We start from the raw sequence: 17,683 nt of genomic DNA on the forward strand, positions 1-17,683 counted from the left end.
AGCCGCCGTGCGTAAGCCATCCGGGCTGCGGGACATCCTGCCGCTGTCCCCGCTGCAGGAGGGCCTCTACTTCCTGTCCTCCTACGCGGCCGACGACGCCGACGCCGACGTCTATACGGTGCAGCAAGTACTCGATCTGGCCGGGCCGGTCGACGCCGATCGGCTCCGTGCCGCCGCCGCGACTCTGTTGGCTCGGCACGCCAACCTGCGGGCCGGCTTCCGGCTCCGTAAGACAGGTGAGCCAGTACAACTCGTCCCGGACCGCGTGGAGACGCCCTGGTCGGTGCTGGACCTGGACGGGCTGAGCGAAACGGCGCAGGAGGCCGCGCTGGCTCGCCTGCTCGATCAGGAACGAGCCCGCCGCTTTGAACTGGGCCGCCCGCCGCTGCTGCGCTGGGTGCTGGTCCGGCTCGCCGGTGAGCGGCACCGGCTACTGCTCACCGCGCACCATATTCTGCTCGACGGCTGGTCCGGCCCGCTCCTGGTGCGAGACCTGCTCAAGATCTACGCGGGTGATTCGCTGGCGCCGGTCCGTCCCTACCGTGACTACCTTGCCTGGGTTGCCCGGCAGGACATCGCTGCGGCCCGCGCGGCCTGGGCGGCGTACCTGGACGACGTGCGGGAGCCGACGCTGGTCAGCGCCGCCGGTCCGGAACGTCGCGCCATCGGGCCCGCCGAGACCTCGGTGGCGGTCCCGGTGGCCGCGTTGACCGCATTCGCCCGGACCCACGGCGTCACGCTGAACACCGTCGTGCAGACCCTCTGGGCGGTTCTGCTGGGCCGGCTCACCGGCCGTGACGATGTGCTCTTCGGAGCCACGGTGTCCGGTCGGCCGGCCGCGCTGCCGGGTGCCGACGAGATGGTCGGTCTGTTTATCAACACCGTGCCGGTCCGGGTCCGGATCGCCCCGGCGGACACCTTCCTGACCGTGCTACGGCGGGTTCAGGACGAGCAGGCCGGCCTCCTCGACCACCAACACCTGAGCCTGTCCGAGATCCAGCGGCAGGCGGCGTCTGGGCCGCTGTTCGACACCCTGGTGGTTTTCGAGAGCTACCCGGTGGATGCCGACGGGCTGGCCGCCTCGCAGGACGTGGCGGGCTTGCGCGTCACGTCGGTGACCGGCCGAGACGCCACCCACTACCCGGCGACGCTGACGGTCGTACCCGACGAGGGGACCGTGACGTTCAGCCTCGACTACCGGCCGGACGAATTCTCCGCAACGTGGGCCGGGGACGTGCTGGGCCGGCTGAACGATCTGGTCGCGACGATGCTCGCCGACCCGACGGCGCGTCTGGTGTCGGTGCCGCTCGGTGCGGCCCCGCCGGTCGTAGGTGAGACCGCCGATGTGCCGAACGAGTCGGTGGTGGACGTGTTCCGACGGCAGGTGGCTTCGACTCCCGAGGCGATCGCCCTCGTCGCCGAGGGCCGGTCGGTCAGCTTCGCCGACCTGGCGACCGACGTGGACGCGCTCGCGGCCCGGCTTCGCGCCGAAGGCGCTGGCCCGGAACGAGTGGTCGCGGTGGTGCTACCGCGCTCGGCGGACGCCGTGGTCGCGTGGCTCGCGGTACTCGCCTCCGGCGCGGCCTATCTGCCGATCGACGCCGACCTGCCGACCAACCGGATCGACTTCATGGTCACCGATGCCGGTGCCACGCTCGTGCTACGCGATACCAAGGGAGCCGTCGACCGGCTACCACCGGTGCGGATCGCGCAGCGGTCGGCGGCGTACGTGCTCTACACCTCTGGCTCCACCGGCCGACCCAAGGGCGTCGTCGTCGACCATCACAACCTCGCCAACCTGTACGCGAGTCAGCGGGTGGTCTTCCCCACGGAGCGTCCGATCCGCGTCGCGCTGACCGCGGCGTTGTGGGTCGACACCTCGGTCGAGGGGCTGCTCTGGCTTGTCGCCGGGCACGAACTACACCTGATCGACAACGAGACCCGGCACGATCCAGCCTTGCTGGCCCGCTACGTCGCCGTACGGGGCATCGACTACGTGGATGTCACGCCATCCTTCGCCGAGCTGCTGCTGCCCCAGCTCACCGCCGCACCGCGATTCCTGGTGGTTGGTGGAGAGGCGACCGGGGCAGCGTTGTGGACGGCGCTGCGCGCGCACAGCAGCACGGTGGTGAACGTGTACGGACCCACCGAGTGCACGGTGGACGCCCTGGTCGCGTACGTCGCCGACAGCGACACTCCGCTGGTTGGCCAGCCGATCCGCAACGCCCGGGGGTATGTCCTGGACCACGCGCTGCGCCCGGTGCCGGCCGGCGTGGCGGGCGAGTTGTACCTGGCCGGAGCGCCCGTTGCCCGAGGCTATCTCGGCCGGACCGGGCTGACCGCGACGCGTTTTGTGGCCGACCCGTACGGCCCGGCGGGATCGCGGATGTACCGCACCGGCGATGTGGTGCGCCGGACCGCCGACGGCCGCGTCGAGTTCGTCGGCCGTGCCGACGACCAGGTGAAGATCCGCGGCTTCCGAGTCGAGTTGGGGGAGGTACAGGCGGCGGTCGAGGCCGCACCCGGGGTACGACAGGCCGCCGTGGTGGTTCGCGACGAAGGGGCACGACGACTGGTCGCGTACGTGACCGGCGCGGTCCAACTCGACGCGGTCGGTGCGCATGTCGCGGCGGTGCTGCCCGAGCACATGGTGCCGAGCGGGTACGTGCAGCTCGACGCGTTGCCGCTGACCCCGGCCGGGAAGGTGGACCGCCGGGCGCTGCCCGCTCCAGCGGTCTCCGTCGGCGTGGAGCGCGCCCGCAACCAGGTCGAGGAGGTACTCGCTGGTCTCTTCGCGCGGGTGCTGGGACTTCCCGCGGTCGGCGTCGACGACAGCTTCTTCGCCCTCGGCGGGGACAGCATTCTCAGCCTGCAACTCGTCGCACAGGCACGCGCCGCCGGGCTGCAGGTCACACCGCGGCAGGTTTTCGAGCGGCGTACGGTCGCCGGGGTCGCCGCCGTCGCGGAAGCCGCTGGTGAGCAGCCGCGGCCCAGCGTGCCAGCTACCGGCCCGGTTCCCCACACCCCGGCCGTCGCCGGGCTCGCCGAGCAGGAGGTGCCGGCCCGATTCAGTCAGTCCATGCTGTGGCACACCCCGCCGACGCTGGACCGGCCGGCTCTGGTGGCGATTCTGCGCGCCTTGACGGACACGCATGACCTGCTCCGTGCCCGTTGGACCGGCACCCACCTCGACGTGCCGCCACCGGGCAGCGCCATGCGGCTGACCGTGCTGCCCGGCGACGCGGATGTCGAGCGAGCCCGGGCCGAGGCGGTGTCGCGGCTCGATCCGGTCGCCGGGGTGTTGGCCGAGGCCGTCTGGCTCGACGCTGGCCTGGGTACGCCGGGCCGGCTGCTGATGGTCGTGCACCATCTGGTCATCGACGCGGTGTCGTGGCGGGTGCTGGGCGACGACCTGAAGGTCGCCTGGGCGGCGGTGTCCGCGGGCCGCGAGGTGACGCTACCGCCGGTGCCGACGTCGTTCCGGGCCTGGGCCACCGGACTGGCCTCCGTGGACCGCACCGCCGAGGCGGAATACTGGTCGGCGGTGCTCGACGGTGCGGAACCGCCGCTGGGGGCCCGTGCCGTCGATCCGGCCCGGGACACCGTGGGCAGTAGCCGGGCGGTCACGGTGTCGTTGCCGGTGGAGCGGACGCGGCCACTGCTCACCACGGTGGCGGAGGCCTTCGGTGCCAGGACGCACGAGGTGTTACTAGCAGGTCTGGCAGCGGTGCTCGCTCCACGCACTGGCGGTCGGATCCGGGTTCAGGTGGAGGGGCATGGCCGGCACGCTGAGGCGGTGCCCGGTGCTGACGTGTCCCGCACCATCGGCTGGTTCACCGCCGAGTACCCGGTGCGGCTCGATCCTGGCGAGGGGGACCCGGGCAGCATGCTCAAGCGGGTCAAGGACCAGCTGCGTGCGGTGCCGGGTGAAGGGCTCGGCTACGGTCTGCTGCGGCTGCCGACGAACCCGGCGCAGGTGCTCTTCAACTACCTGGGCCGCTTCGGCGAGGTGTCCGAACGGGGGGAGTGGGCACCGGCTGACGGGCTCGGTGGGGACGCCGACCCGGCGACGCCGATGACGCACGCCCTTGAGGTCAATGTCTCGGTGGCCGGTGATCGCCTCATCGCGCATCTCGCCTTTCCGACCGGGGTACTCACCGAGGAGCAGGTTCGGGAGGTGGCCACCCGGTGGTTCACCGTTCTGGAGTCGCTGGAGCATGCCGAGGGTGGCCGGAGCGCCGCCGACCTGCCGTTGCTCGACATCACCCTGGACGATGTGGAGGATCTTGAGCGGCGCTGCCCCGAGCTTGTCGACGCCTGGTCGTTGTCGCCGCTGCAGCGGGGCCTCTACTTTCTCTCCTCGTATGACGAGGCGGCGGGCGATGTGTACACCGTGCAGCAGGTGCTGGATCTGACCGGACCGCTGGACGCCGCCCGGCTCCGGGGTGCCGCAGCGGACCTGTTCGAGCGGCATCCGAACCTGAAGGCTGGCTTCGTGACCAGCGCCTCCGGTGTACCGGTGCAGGTGATCCCGGCGAGCGTGGAGTTACCCTGGCGGGAGGTGGACCTCTCCGATGCTGTGGATCAAGAGGCAGCGACGGTCGCGTTGCGGTCCGCCGAGCGTGGACACTTCGACCTGTCCCGGCCGCCGTTGTTGCGCTGGGTGCTGGCGCGGCTCGGCCCGGACCGGCACCGACTGATCAGCACCGAGCACCACATTCTGCTCGACGGTTGGTCCGGCCCGTTGGTCGTACGCGACCTGCTGGCTCGTTACGCTGGGGTTGACGCTGTGTCGCCACGCCCTTACCGGGAGCACCTTGAGTGGCTGGCCTCCCGGGATACCGCTGCGGCCGAGCGAGCGTGGCGGGAAGCGCTGAACGGGGTGACCGAGGCGACCCGGGTCGTCCCACCAGACGCGGGCCGCCCCGCCGAACCCGGATACCTCGACGGGCGGCTCCCCGATGGACTGCGTCGCCGACTCGCCGAGCTGTGCCGGACGCACGAGGTCACGCTGAACACCGTTGTGCAGGCGGCCTGGGGCGTTTTGCTGGGCGGGCTCACCGGACGTGACGACGTCGTGTTCGGCGCGACCGTCTCCGGGCGCGAGTCTGGTATGGATGGAGTCGAGGAGATGATCGGCCTGTTCATCACCACCGTGCCGATCCGAGTACGGTTACGTGCTGCCGAGCCGTGGCACGCGTTGCTGCGTCGACTCCAGGACGAACAGTCCCGGCTGCTGGAACACCATCACCTGGGCCTGGCTGAGATTCAGCGGGCGCATGGGCGGGGCGAGTTGTTCGACACCCTCACCGTGTTCGAAAGCTATCCGGTGGATGCCGAGGCACTTGCCGCGGGCGAGGCGTCAGCAGGGCTCAACATCGATGGCGTGCGCCAGCACGACGCCACCCACTACCCGCTGACCCTGGTGGCCGGCGACGAGGGCGGGCTGGTCGTCAACCTTGAGTACCGTCGGGATCTGTTCACCGAGGCGCAGGCCGGCACCCTGCTCGACCGACTGACCGGGGTCCTCACGGCGCTGGCCGCAGATCCAGACCAGCCGGTGGGCCGTGCCGATGTCGTGGCGCCCACCGAGCGGGAGCGGCTGCTGGTGGCCTGGAACGCCGACCGCACCCCGGTCACTCCGGTCACGTTGCCGAACATTCTCCAGCGGTGGGCCACCCAGACGCCGAACGCTCCGGCGCTGACGGTCCGGGACGAGACGCTTGACTACGCCACGTTCTCAGCGCGGGCCAACCGGCTCGCCCGGCTGCTGATCGAGCGCGGAGCGGCACCGGAACGGCGGATCGCGTTGCTGCTGCCGCGCGGGGTCGACATCGTGGTGGCGATCTGGGCGGTGCTCGCCTCGGGGGCGGCGTACGTGCCGGTCGACCCGGACTACCCGGCCGACCGGGTCAGGGTGATGCTCGACGACGCCGAGCCGGTGTTGGTGCTCACCGACGCGGCACACGCCGGGCTGCTGCCGGACGACCGGCCGCGGCTGCTGCTGGACGGTGATCCCGCCGTGGGCTATGCCGAGACGCCAGTCGATTCGGCACTGACGCCGGATGACGCCGCGTACGTTATCTACACGTCGGGCAGCACCGGCCAGCCCAAGGGGGTGGTGGTGCCGCACCGGACGGTGGTCAACCTGTATGCCAACCACGACCGCGACGTGCTCGGACCAGCCGGTCCGGGCAAGCTACGGATTGGCCACAACTGGTCGTTCGCCTTCGACGCCTCCTGGCAGCCGATGTTGGGTCTGCTCGGTGGCCACCACCTTGACCTGGTGACCGAGGAGATCCGTCGGGACCCTGGCGCATTGGTGTCGTTCATCCGGGACCGTGGGATCGACTTCATCGAGTTGGCGCCGTCGCACCTGGAGCAACTGCTCGCGGCGGGCCTGGCCGAGGGGGGCCGGACCGGGCTGCGGGTGTTGGGTGTCGGCGGCGAGGCGATCTCGCAGCCACTCTGGGAGAAGATGCAGAATCTGCCGGGAACGGCGGCCTTCAACTTCTACGGACCGACCGAGTGCACGGTGGATGCGGTAGTGGCGAATGTCCGCGACTCGGACCGTCCGCTGATCGGTCGCGGCGTCACCAACAGCAGCCTCTACGTCCTCGACCACTGGCTGCGTCCGGTGCCGCCTGGTGCCGATGGCGAGCTGTACATCGCCGGCCCCCAGGTGGCTCGGGGGTATCACGGCCAATCCGGGCTGACCGCCACCCGATTCGTTGCCGACCCCTTCGGTCCGACCGGCACCCGGATGTATCGCACCGGTGACCTGGTGCGCTGGACCCCGGACGGTCGCCTGGATTTCGTGGGGAGAACCGACAACCAGGTCAAGATCCGTGGGTTCCGGATCGAGCTGGGCGAGATCGAGGCGGCCCTGAGTGCTCACCCGGCCGTCCGTCAGGCGGCCCTCGACGTACGGGATGACGCCGGAGTGCGCCGGCTGGTCGGCTACGTCGTCGCCCCGACTGACCTGACCGCCGGTGACCTGCGCGGCTTCCTCGCCAGCCGGTTGCCCGCACATCTGGTGCCAGGTGCCTTCGTCGTTCTCGACCGACTCCCGGTCACCGTCAACGGCAAGATCGACCGGGCGGCGTTGCCGGCACCCGTGATCGAAGGCATCGGCCGGGCACCGCGTACCGCCACCGAGCGAACCCTGTGCGCGGTGGTCGCCGAGGTGCTGGACGTGTCCAGCCTCGGTGCGGACGATGACCTCTTCGATCTGGGCGCGGACAGTATCTCGGCGATGCGGCTCGTCGCGGTGGCCCGGGCACGGGGCGTGGAACTGCGCACCCGCGACCTGTTCGCCGGGCGCACCGTGGAGGCCGTGGCCCGGCTCGTTGAGGTGCGAGTTAGGGTGTCCTAATCATGAAGACTCACCCCCCTCAGCCGCGCTCCCTGCTGGGTTGGGTGCTGCGCGACGACAGTGTGTACCTGGGGGCGTCGTCGCTCAGTGGCCTGCTGTATCAGGGCAGCCTGCTGTTGCTGCCGTTCTGCCTGGGCGAGGCGATCGACCGCGGTATCCGCCCTGGCGAACCGAGTTTGTTGCTGCTCTGGGTCGGTGCGCTGCTGGCCGTGTCGGTAGGTCTGACCGCCGGGGAGTTCGGCATGCGGTGGTTCGGGGCCATCGGTGCCTCCCGCACCGGCAACCGGCTCGTCGCTCGGATCGCCGGTCACGTGCTGGGGCTCGACCGCCTCGGCGTGCAGCGGTACGGCTCCGGGGACCTCATCACCCGGGCGACCCGCGATGTCGAGGCCGTACGCGTCCTCTTGGTCGGATCGCCGGCGCTGCTCAGCGGGGTGGTCGGCGGCACGTCCTTGATCGTCTCGATCACGCTGCTGGAGCCGGTGCTGGCCATCGTGGGGCTGGCCACCCTGCCGCTGTTGGTGCTGGTCAACCTCTGGTATCCGCCCCGGTTTGAACGATCCAACCAGGAGGTATCCCGGGCACACTCCCACCGAGCCGACGCCGTGGAGGACCTGCTCATCGCCGGTACCTCGGCCCATGGCCTGGGAGGCAGGCAGGTGCTGGTCAACCGGCATCACGAGCGCAGTGGGGTGGTGACCGCGCGGACCCTGAGTCTGGCCAGGATCACCGCGAACTGGTCCGCGTACGCGCCGTTCATCCCGGCCCTCGCGTTGGCCGTGGGGGTGCTGCTGGGTGGTCTGGCGGTGCTCGACGGCGACCTCACCATCGGCGGCCTGGTCACCTTCGCCGGCTGGATGAGCCTGCTCAGCATGCAGGTGGAACGGATCACCGGCAGGTTCGCTCAGATCGGCCAGGGCTGGACTGCCCTCCGACGGCTTGCCGAGGTACTGGCGACCGAGATCGCGGTGACCGATCCGGCTGATCCGGTCTCGCTGCCGACGCGCGGCGAGCTGGCCACCGCCGGGCTGCGGGCCGAACTGCCCGGCCGCACGCTCACCTGGGCGGACCTACGAATCCGCGCGGGCGAGTTCGTGGCGATCACCGGAGTGGTCGGTAGCGGCAAGACCACGCTGCTACGGCTGCTGGCCCGGCTCGAGGATCCGGCCGCGGGGACGATCTCCTACGGCGGTGTGCCCCTGCCCGCGGCGGCTCTCGCGGACCTACGGCAACGGATCACCGGCGTACCCCAGCGGCCGGTGCTGTTGTCCGGCAGCGTCGCCGACAACCTACGCCTGGGCCAACCCGAGTTGAGCGATGCCGACCTGCGCGCCGCCTGCCACGCCGCCGCGTTCGACGTGGACGCGCTGCCCGACGGCTACGCGACCGAGGTTGGCGAACGCGGCGAGGCGCTCTCCGGTGGGCAGGTACAACGGCTCGCGTACGCCCGGGCGTTGCTTCGTCGCCCCGCCGTGCTGCTGCTCGACGATGTCACGTCCGCCGTGGACGCGACCACCGAGACAGCCCTGCTGGACCGCCTACGCGGGTGGCTTCCGAACGCCACGATCGTGGCGGCCACCTCCCGCCCGGAAGTGATCATCCGGGCGGACCGGGTGATCGAGTTGCCCACCACCGAGCGAGCAGGGGCGACCGTCGATGGCTGACCTCAGAATTCTCAGCGAGGAACCGGACCAGCGCCGTGTCCTGCGACGGGTCTGGCCCTACCTGCGCCCGCACCGGGGGCTGCTGGCCCTGGGGATATGCGTCAACCTGCTCTCCACGATCGCACTCAGCCTCGTACCGGCGGTGGTCGGCTGGGCTACCGATGCGCTCGCGGTGGCCGACGCGGATCGCCTGATGCGTCTGTGTGCGTTGCTGTTTGTTCTGGTGACCATGCGGATGGTGCTGCTGCGCCAGGCCGAACTGCTGCTGGTGCGCCTGGGGGAGCGGGTGGTGCGCGATCTGCGGGACCAGGCCGTCGAACGGATCGCCGCGGCCCCGCTGCGCTTTCTTGAGTCGCACCGGGGCGGTGATCTGTTGCAGCGGGTCACCGTCGAGGTGGCCGAACTGGCCACCTTCGTCCGCCAGCAGATCCCGGACCTGATCTCCCTGACCGGCTATGTCGTTGCTACCAGCGTGGTGTTGTTCGTCTCCTCGTGGCAGCTCGCCCTGTTGCTCGTGGTGCTGTTCGCGCCGATGATGTGGTTTGTCGGCTGGCGTTTCCGGCGGGCCGCGAGTGCGGCCTACGCAGCGGAGGCCACCGCCGAGTCGGTGGTGACGGCGACCGTGCGGGAGACCCTGGAGGCGCGTGAGCAGGTGCAGGCGGCCAACGCGGCCGGCCCGTGGCGCGCACGGCTCGGCGTGCGGCTGGACCGCTGGTTCGTCGCGGTGCGCCGTACCCAGCGAGCACTGACCTGGCTGGAGTCGGCCTGGATCGTGCAGGGCATCGTGACGGCTGGCTTGCTACTCGCCGGTGGCGCGATGGTAGCCGCGCAGGCCGTGACTATCGGTGTCGTGGTCACCTTCGTGCTCGCCAGTCGGGAGCTGTTCAGCTCGGCAGATGATTTGACCTATGTGGCCGGTGAGTTGGTCGGTTCGCAAGTTGGTCTGGCCCGGCTGCTCGACCTGCTCGAGGCCACCGAGCCGCCGCGGCCGGTGCCGGCCCAGCCCTCCGGGGCCAAGGAATCGTCGGACCTGGTCGCCGAGGGGGTCTGTTTCTCCTACGGCACCGATCGGGTGTTGCGCGATGTGAGCCTCGCCTTTCCCGCCGGTTCCCGGGTGGCCCTGGTCGGCGAGACCGGATCTGGCAAGACGACGTTGGCCAAGCTGCTCTGCGGCCTGTACGTCCCCGATGCCGGAGTCGTTCGCCTCGGCGGGATCGACCTCACCGCCGTTGACGAGCGGGAGAAGCGGCGACGGCTCGTGCTGGTGCCGCAGCAGGTGCAACTGATCACCGGTACGCTCGCCGAGAACCTGGCGTTGGCACCGGGCGGATCTGATCCAGGCCGGGCGATCCGCGACCTGGGCCTCGACGACTGGGTCTCCTCGCTGCCGGACGGATTGGACTCTCATCTCGGACCACGTGGCGCCTACCTCTCCGCCGGCGAGCGGCAGCTGGTTGGCCTGATCCGGGCCGCGCTGCTCAGCCCGGACGTGGTCGTCCTGGACGAGGCCACCGCCGACCTCGACCCAGCGACCGCGCACCGTATCGAGACAGCGGTCGCCCAGCTACACACCGCCCGTACCCTCATCGTCATCGCCCACCGAGAGGCCACGATCGCTCGTCTCCCGCGCGTCGTCCGCCTCGCCGGTGGGATCCTCGTCGGAGCGTGACTACGTGCCTGTCCTGACCATCGACGATTTCGACCTGCGGTACGAGCAGGCGGGGTCTGGACCGCCCGTGGTGCTCGTGCCCGGTACCGGTGCCCGGGGGCGCACCTGGTGGCTGTATCAGGTCCCGGCTCTGGTCGAGGCCGGCTACCACGTCTATACCCTCGACAACCGCCACGAGGGCCCGTTGTCGATTGGCGCGTTGGTCGATGACCTCGCGCTCTTCGTCGAGCGGGTGGTGGGAGGTCCCTGTCGTCTGGTCGGCTCCTCAATGGGGGCACACATCGTTCAGGAACTGGTGCTCTGTCATGCCGACCTGGCCGCACAGGCGGTCCTGATGGCATCGCGGGCCCGTCCCGACGTACTGTCCCGGGCGCTTGGCGCCGCCGAGAAGCAGCTGCACGACAACGCCGTCACGCTGCCACCCGAGTACGCGGCAGTTGTTCGGGCGATGCAGAATCTCTCGCCATCCACCCTCGCTGACCCGCAACGCGCGCAGGACTGGCTCGACATCTTCGAGCTGTCTCCCGAGGGAGATGTCCGCGCCCAACTCGACCTCGACTGGGACACCGACCGCCGGGACGCCTACCGAATGATCAGCGTGCCGACCCTGGTGATGTCCTTCGCCGACGACCTCGTGACGCCCGCCCCACGCGGCCGCGAGTTGGCGGATTGCGTTCCCGGAGCCCGGTACGTCGAGATTCCCGACGCCGGGCACTATGGCTACCTCGAACAGCCCGACTCGGTCAACGACTCGGTCATTACCTTCTTCAAGGAGATCGCATGAGCACGCCGGTACGCGAGATTGAACTCGTCTGGCACGACCTGGTGCCACGACTACTCACGGTGGCGCGCGCCGAGCGGATCACCCCAGGAATGGTCCGGATCACGCTCACCGGCGACGACCTGGACACCTTCGCCCACGCTGCCCCGGATGACCACGTCAAGGTGTTCTTCCCCGAACCGGGGGCGGAACTGCCGGTGATGCCGACGGTCGGACCCGAGGGCTTCGAGCGACCCGGGCCTGGCGAGCCGCAGCCGATCTTCCGCGATTACACTGTCCGCTATCTGCGCCGTGAACAACAGGAGATCGACATCGATTTCGCGCTGCACGGGCACGGCCCGGCTGCGTCCTGGGCTGCTTCCGCCCGGCCCGGGCAGCGGCTCGGCGTGCTGGGCCCGCGTGGCTCCTACCTGAACCCCCTGGATTTCGACTGGTACCTGGTAGCCGGGGACGAGACCGCCCTGCCCGCTCTGGGGTCCTGGCTCGAGCAGCTGCCGGTCGGCGTGCCGGTGTACGCATTCGCCGAGGTCGCCGATGCCGACGAGGAGCAGGACCTGGCGAGGTCGGCCGATACCGTCCTTACCTGGCTGCGTCGGGACGCTGGCCAGTCGCTCGGCATGGCGTTGACCGGTTTCCACCCGCCGGCCGGCACCGGCTACATCTGGGTGGCCGGCGAGGCCACCGCGCTGAAGCCGATCCGTCGGCAACTGCGCGCGCTCGGCCTGCCCCGCGAACACGTAGAGGTGGACGGTTACTGGAAGCGCGGCGTTGTCAACCTTGACCACCACGACGTTGACGGCTGACCTGGGGCTGCGCGTCGGCCGGCGGAACCGACTTCCCGGCCTGATCGGGCTGCTTCTGCTCGCTGGTGTCGCCGTGCTGCTCAGTCTCGGGCTGGGTGCGCAGGATGTCGCGCCGGGCGACGTGTGGCGAGCGTTGATCACCCCGGACGGCTCCGACGCCACGGCCGTGGTCCGGGAACTACGTGCCCCCCGTACGGTGCTCGGGGTGGTGGTGGGCCTCGCACTCGGTGTCGCCGGGGCCCTGATCCAAGGCCACACCCGTAACCCGATCGCGGACCCCGGACTGCTCGGAGTGTCGGCGGGGGCATCGTTCGCCGTGGTCATCGCGATCGCCGCGTTCGATGTGGACTCGTTTGGTGGTTACATCTGGTTCGCCTTCGTTGGTGCGTTGATCACCAGTGTGGTGGTATTCGCCGTGGGTTCCAGTAGTCGGCATGGCCCCACTCCGGTGGCCCTGGCACTAGCTGGGATGGCGATCGGCGCGCTACTCGCCTCGCTCACCTCCTCAATCTTGATCAACTCGCCGGAAACCCTGAACGTGTTCCGCTTCTGGGTGGTCGGCTCGCTGGCGGGCCGCGACCTCGACACGGCCGGACAGGTCGCACCGTTCGTCGCGGTGGGACTGCTGCTCGCGGCGGTGAACGCGCCCGCGCTCAACGCACTGGGGCTCGGCGAGGACGTCGCCCGTGCCCTCGGGCAGAACGTCACGTTGGCGCGGGTGGTCGGCGTCAGCGCGATTATGCTGCTCACTGGCGCCGCCACTGCCGCGTGCGGCCCGATCGGCTTCGTCGGCCTGGTCGTTCCGCACCTCGCTCGCGCCCTGACCGGACCCGATCATCGTTGGCTGGTGCCGTACGCCGGCCTGTTTGGAGTGGTTGCCGTGCTGGTCGCCGATGTCATTGGGCGGCTCGTTGCCCGGCCGGCAGAGGTGCAAACCGGCATCGTGCTCGCCGTGGCCGGGGCACCCTTCTTCATCTGGCTGGTCCGCCGGGTCAGGCTGGCGCGGCTGTGAGCCGGACCATGTCGAGCCCGCAGACTGTTGATCCTGGTCAGCGCGGGGCATTGGAGAGCGTCCTGACCAGACCTGTGGCGGCCGAGCCGGCCCCGCTGACGTTGCCGGGCCGAAAGGTTATTCGGATTGGGCCGGTGTCGGCGGCGGTTCCGCTCCGCACCGTGGGCGTCTCGTTGGTCGCCCTCGGCGCGGCCCTGGCGCTCGCTGTGGTCGGCGTTTGTCACGGCGACTACCCGATTACTCCCGCGACCGTGTGGGACGTGATCACCGGCGGCGGAACCAGGGTCGAGCGGCACATCATTCTCCACCTACGCCTGCCCCGGGTGCTGTGTGCCCTGCTCGTCGGTGCCGCCCTCGCGGCAGCCGGGGCACTGACCCAAACCTTCGCGCGCAACCCGCTGGCCAGCCCGGACATTCTTGGGATAACCCACGGTGCGGCGGCCGGGGCGGTCGCCGCGATCGTGCTCGGTGGCGTTATCGGCTCGTACGGGGTGCCGGTCGCTGCGCTTGGGGGCGCGGCGATCAGCGCTATGGCCATCTATCTGCTGGCCTGGCGCCGAGGAATCGACGGATATCGGCTGGTGCTGGTCGGGCTCGGCGTCGGACAGATTCTCGCTGGATTCACCTCTTGGGTACTGGTTCGGGCCGAACTAGTGGAAGCGACTCGTGCCAACGTCTGGTTGAGCGGCTCCCTGGCTGGTCGCGATTGGGACGACGTCCAGCCACTGGCGATCGGGCTGGCCGTGTTGCTGCCGCTCGCGCTGGCCGCCTCGGTCGCCCTACGCCTGTTGCAATTCAGCGAGGAAACGGCCCGTGGCCTCGGCCTTCGTCTGCGCACCGCTCAGCTCGCCGTTGTCGCCGTCGCCGCTGCACTCGCTGCGGCGGCCGTGGCCGCCGCCGGCCCTGTTCAGTTCGTGGCGTTCGTCGTACCGCAGATCGCCCTGCGCCTGGCCGGTGGGAGCCGGCCACCGTTGTTCGCCTCGTTACTGCTCGGGGCGTTGCTCGTCGTCGGTGCCGACCTGGCCGCCCAGATCGCGATCGCTCCGAAAGAACTACCCGTTGGCCTGCTTACCGCGATGATCGGTACGCCGTACCTGATCTGGTTACTGATTAGTCGATCCAGGAGGACCAGCGGATGAACGCCCGGCTGCGCGGCGAGGACCTGCGCCTCGCGTACGGGAACGTGACTGTCGTGGACGGCCTTGACCTCGATGTCCACGACGGCCGGGTTACCACGATAATCGGGCCCAATGGCTGCGGAAAGTCCACGGTACTCAAGGCGCTTGGCCGGCTCCTGCGGCCAACCGGTGGGCACGTGTTGCTGGACGGCAACCGGATCGACCGAATGCCGAGCCGAGACGTGGCGCGTGTCCTCGGTGTTCTGCCCCAGTCACCGAAGGCGCCGGAAGGGCTGACGGTCACCGATCTGGTGATGCGGGGCCGACATCCGCACCAAACGTGGTTTCGCCAGTGGTCGCGTGACGACGAGGCGCTGGTGGCCGACGCGCTGCGCTGGACCGACATGCTGGATCACGGCGACCGACCCGTCGACGCACTCTCCGGTGGGCAGCGGCAGCGTGCCTGGATCAGCATGGCGCTCGCACAGGGCACCGACCTGTTGTTGCTCGACGAGCCGACCACCTTCCTGGACCTGGCGCACCAGATCGATGTGCTCGATCTTGTTCACCGCCTGCACCGGGAGATGGGGCGGACAGTGGTCATGGTGCTGCATGATCTAAGTCTCGCGGCCCGCTACGCCGACGTGCTTGTCGCCATGAAAGATGGTCGGGTGGTGGCGACGGGTCCGCCGGCCGACGTGCTGACCCCGGAGTTGTTGGCAGAGGTCTTCGGGCTGCGTGCCATGGTGGTGCCCGATCCCGCCACTGGGACACCCCTGGTCGTACCGCTGCCACGGCCGACCGTTCACGGGCCGGTGCCGGCAGGCTGACGCTGGCCGGTTCCGGGCGGGTCGGTGCCGCGGGCGGGCCACCGCCGGTCCGACCGGCCACGTCACTGGCATCGATCTCGCCCCGACCGTTCGTGCACCGGAGGGCGACCGGACGTTGACCACCGTCGGGCGCACCACCGCCGCTGGTGCCCGAGCCGGGTGGCCCGGCACCAGCGGCGGCGCGGTCAGAAGGGCAGCTGATGCCCCGGGCCCAGCCACGACCGTCCCCCTGCGCGGGGTTGTTCTTCCCCGCTCAGCGTCGACTGCCTAGATCCAGATGGTCGGCCAACCCGGCGGCTGAAGCTCAGTTCTGCTTCAGCGAGGTCGCACCGTAGGCGGCGCCGGATACCTGGTTCCAGACGAAGGTGTCGACGTTGTCGCTGTAGAGGGCCGCTTCCTTCCGCCAGAACATCGGGATGACCGGCATCTCCTCGGCCAGGATGTCCTCGGCCTGCTGGTAGAAGGGGATGGCCTCCGCCATGCTTGGGGCGGAGTCACCCTGCTTCAGCAGGTTGTCGAACTCGGGGTTGCTGAAGGTGGTGGCGTTGCTGTCGGCGTCGGTGCCATGGACCGGAGCCAGGTAGGTCTCCAGGAACGGGTAGTCCGGGCCCCAGCCGAGCCGGAACGGTCCGGTGAACTCCCGGTTGTCCGCCTTTTCCAGGTATTCGGCGAACTGCAGGTTGACCTTCAGTTCGTAGTCGATGCCCAGCGCGGACTTGATCTGGTCGCCGACCGCCTGCAGCCAGGCGTCGTGGCCGGCGCCCGCGTTGGCCCAGAGGGTCAGCTTCTTGCCTTCCGGCCAGCCGCCGGCCTCCTCGAGCAGCTTTTTGGCCTGCTCGACGTCCTGCTCGCAGTAGGTGCAGACACCCGCGCGAGCGCCGTCGAAGATGGGTGCGACGAAGCCGGTGGCGGGAGCCCACCGTCCGTCAAAGACAGCCTCGGCGATGGACTGCCGGTCGATCGCCATCGAGAACGCCTGGCGGATCCGCTTGTCCTTGAAGGCGTCGTTGTACAGCGGCAGGCCGACGTAGTTGAGGCTGTCACCCTCCTGCTCGTACAGCCGGTCGCCGTAGCTGGCCTGGGCCTCCTTGAAGCGCTCCGGCGGGATCGTGTACATCACGTCCAGCTCGCCGGCCTGGAAGGAGGAGTAGGCGGCGTTCACATCGGCGAAGATCCGGTAGTAGAGTTCGTCGGGCTTGCCCGGCTCGCCCTTCCAGCTGTCGCTCCGGACCAGGTTGATCTCGACCTCGTGCTCCCACTTGCCATCGATCTTGTAGGGGCCGTTGCCGATCGGGGTCTCGTTGCAGGCGTCGATATCGTCGATGCAGGCCTGGGCCATCGGGAAGAAGCCCGAATACCCAACCACCGTCGGGAAGCCGCTGAAAGGCGCCTTGAGCTCGACGGTGAAGGTCAGGTCGTCGACCTTCTTCAGGCCGGACAGCGTCTCGGCCGTCGGCTCGGGGGCCGCCGCCGGGCCCTCGCCGTCCGGGTCCTCGGGCAGGACCGCGTCGATACCGGCGATCCGCTTCATGAAGTAGCCGTTGTTCTGGGCGTTCGGCGCGTAGGCGGCGAAGTTCCACGAGCGGATGAAGGCGTCGGCGTCGACCGGTTCACCATTGTCGAAGGTGTAGCCGTCCTTCAACTTTATCGTCCAGAGTTTCCGGTCGTCTGAGGTGATCGACTCGGCCAGATCCATCTCTGGATCACCGGTCTCGGCGTTGAACCGGACCAGACCGCGGTAGAGCTGACGAATCACATGGATCGCTGGCTGGTCACTCGCGGCGGATGGCAGTAGATGCTTCGGCTCTGCTACGTAGACCCGCAGTGTGCCGCCGGACTGATCGTCTACCTCCGCTGGATCGTCATTGCTGCCGGTACAGGCGGTCGCCAGCATGGCGGCAGCGGTCGTCGTTACCACTACTTTCAGGAGTTTCCCGCGCATAGGAGTGCCTCCTCAGGGCGCTCGGCTCACGAGGGTTCTCAATTGCCTGCCACTCTGACACCAGATTCGCAATAGCGAACAGGCGTGTTATCAACCCGGTACCTGGCCGGAACGGTCCGTACACCCGTCCTGGAACTGACTCGCCAAACGCGGTAAGCGTGTTCTGGGGTTATGGAGCTACCCATTGGACAATCAGTTGTCCCGCGCCGCCGATCAGTTGACGGCTGCTCGCCGATCAGTTTGAGGTAGGGGGGGTATGACTCAGAAAAGTAGATGATCGAAGATGTGAGTGCGACTATACGTAGCCTTCATCCGTGTTGATTGACCAATTCATGGAATTCGGCGAGATGAGGGGCAAGGTTCGGATCTGGTGTTCTGGTCCAGTTCCCCGAGACCTGGGTCTGGCCTGGAGCACGATCCGGGGAAACAAGGGGGGCTTCGCCGGTTCCTTCGTCGCGATCGTCGTCGGCGCCGCCGTGATTGCCGCGT

General features: G+C 69.2%; 9 protein-coding genes. 8 read left to right on the forward strand and 1 reads right to left on the reverse strand.

Going from position 1 to position 17,683, the window contains the following annotated elements:
- Nucleotides 1–7: 7 nt before the first annotated feature.
- The 8 genes from T398_RS22295 to T398_RS22330 all read left to right on the forward strand — a co-directional run bounded on the left by T398_RS22295 (nucleotide 8) and on the right by T398_RS22330 (nucleotide 15,252).
- Nucleotides 8–7,375 carry an amino acid adenylation domain-containing protein gene (locus tag T398_RS22295; RefSeq protein WP_496449705.1) on the forward strand — a complete coding sequence of 2,456 codons (7,368 nt, stop codon included), beginning with the start codon at nucleotides 8–10 and terminating at the stop codon, nucleotides 7,373–7,375.
- Nucleotides 7,376–7,377: 2 nt separating this feature from the next.
- Complete coding sequence (locus T398_RS22300) at nucleotides 7,378–9,039, forward strand: ABC transporter ATP-binding protein (protein WP_496449707.1); 1,662 nt, start codon at nucleotides 7,378–7,380, stop codon at nucleotides 9,037–9,039.
- The gene (locus T398_RS22305) at nucleotides 9,032–10,708 is read left to right on the forward strand and encodes an ABC transporter ATP-binding protein (protein ID WP_496449709.1); all 1,677 of its coding nucleotides are present in this window, start codon (nucleotides 9,032–9,034) and stop codon (nucleotides 10,706–10,708) included. The genes T398_RS22300 and T398_RS22305 overlap by 8 nt, the downstream gene beginning before the upstream one ends.
- Nucleotides 10,709–10,712: 4 nt before the next feature.
- On the forward strand, nucleotides 10,713–11,492 hold the full coding sequence (locus T398_RS22310) for an alpha/beta fold hydrolase (protein WP_496449711.1): 780 nt from the start codon (nucleotides 10,713–10,715) through the stop codon (nucleotides 11,490–11,492).
- Complete coding sequence (locus tag T398_RS22315) at nucleotides 11,489–12,292, forward strand: siderophore-interacting protein (RefSeq protein ID WP_496449713.1); 804 nt, start codon at nucleotides 11,489–11,491, stop codon at nucleotides 12,290–12,292. The genes T398_RS22310 and T398_RS22315 overlap by 4 nt, the downstream gene beginning before the upstream one ends.
- The gene (locus tag T398_RS22320) at nucleotides 12,282–13,304 is read left to right on the forward strand and encodes a FecCD family ABC transporter permease (RefSeq protein ID WP_496449715.1); all 1,023 of its coding nucleotides are present in this window, start codon (nucleotides 12,282–12,284) and stop codon (nucleotides 13,302–13,304) included. The genes T398_RS22315 and T398_RS22320 overlap by 11 nt, the downstream gene beginning before the upstream one ends.
- 161 nt (nucleotides 13,305–13,465) lie before the next feature.
- Nucleotides 13,466–14,443, forward strand: coding sequence for a FecCD family ABC transporter permease (locus tag T398_RS22325; protein ID WP_496449717.1), 978 nt, complete (start codon nucleotides 13,466–13,468; stop codon nucleotides 14,441–14,443).
- Nucleotides 14,440–15,252 (forward strand): ABC transporter ATP-binding protein, encoded by an 813-nt coding sequence (locus T398_RS22330; RefSeq protein ID WP_496449719.1) that lies wholly within the window; start codon nucleotides 14,440–14,442, stop codon nucleotides 15,250–15,252. The genes T398_RS22325 and T398_RS22330 overlap by 4 nt, the downstream gene beginning before the upstream one ends.
- Nucleotides 15,253–15,556: 304 nt before the next feature.
- On the opposite strand, the gene T398_RS22335 is transcribed toward T398_RS22330, so the two are convergent.
- Nucleotides 15,557–17,194, reverse strand: a complete 1,638-nt coding sequence (locus T398_RS22335; protein WP_496449720.1) for a peptide ABC transporter substrate-binding protein — start codon at nucleotides 17,192–17,194, stop codon at nucleotides 15,557–15,559.
- Between the last annotated feature and the right edge of the window lie 489 nt (nucleotides 17,195–17,683).

The organism is Salinispora goodfellowii, assembly GCF_059570675.1.

What these genes read in the sequence shown, in the direction of transcription:
- T398_RS22330 (WP_496449719.1), top strand. Translation starts at nt 14,440, where the DNA reads ATGAACGCCCGGCTGCGCGGCGAGGACCTGCGCCTCGCGTACGGGAAC.
- T398_RS22315 (WP_496449713.1), top strand. Translation starts at nt 11,489, where the DNA reads ATGAGCACGCCGGTACGCGAGATTGAACTCGTCTGGCACGACCTGGTG.
- T398_RS22335 (WP_496449720.1), bottom strand. Translation starts at nt 17,194, where the DNA reads ATGCGCGGGAAACTCCTGAAAGTAGTGGTAACGACGACCGCTGCCGCC.
- T398_RS22300 (WP_496449707.1), top strand. Translation starts at nt 7,378, where the DNA reads ATGAAGACTCACCCCCCTCAGCCGCGCTCCCTGCTGGGTTGGGTGCTG.
- T398_RS22305 (WP_496449709.1), top strand. Translation starts at nt 9,032, where the DNA reads ATGGCTGACCTCAGAATTCTCAGCGAGGAACCGGACCAGCGCCGTGTC.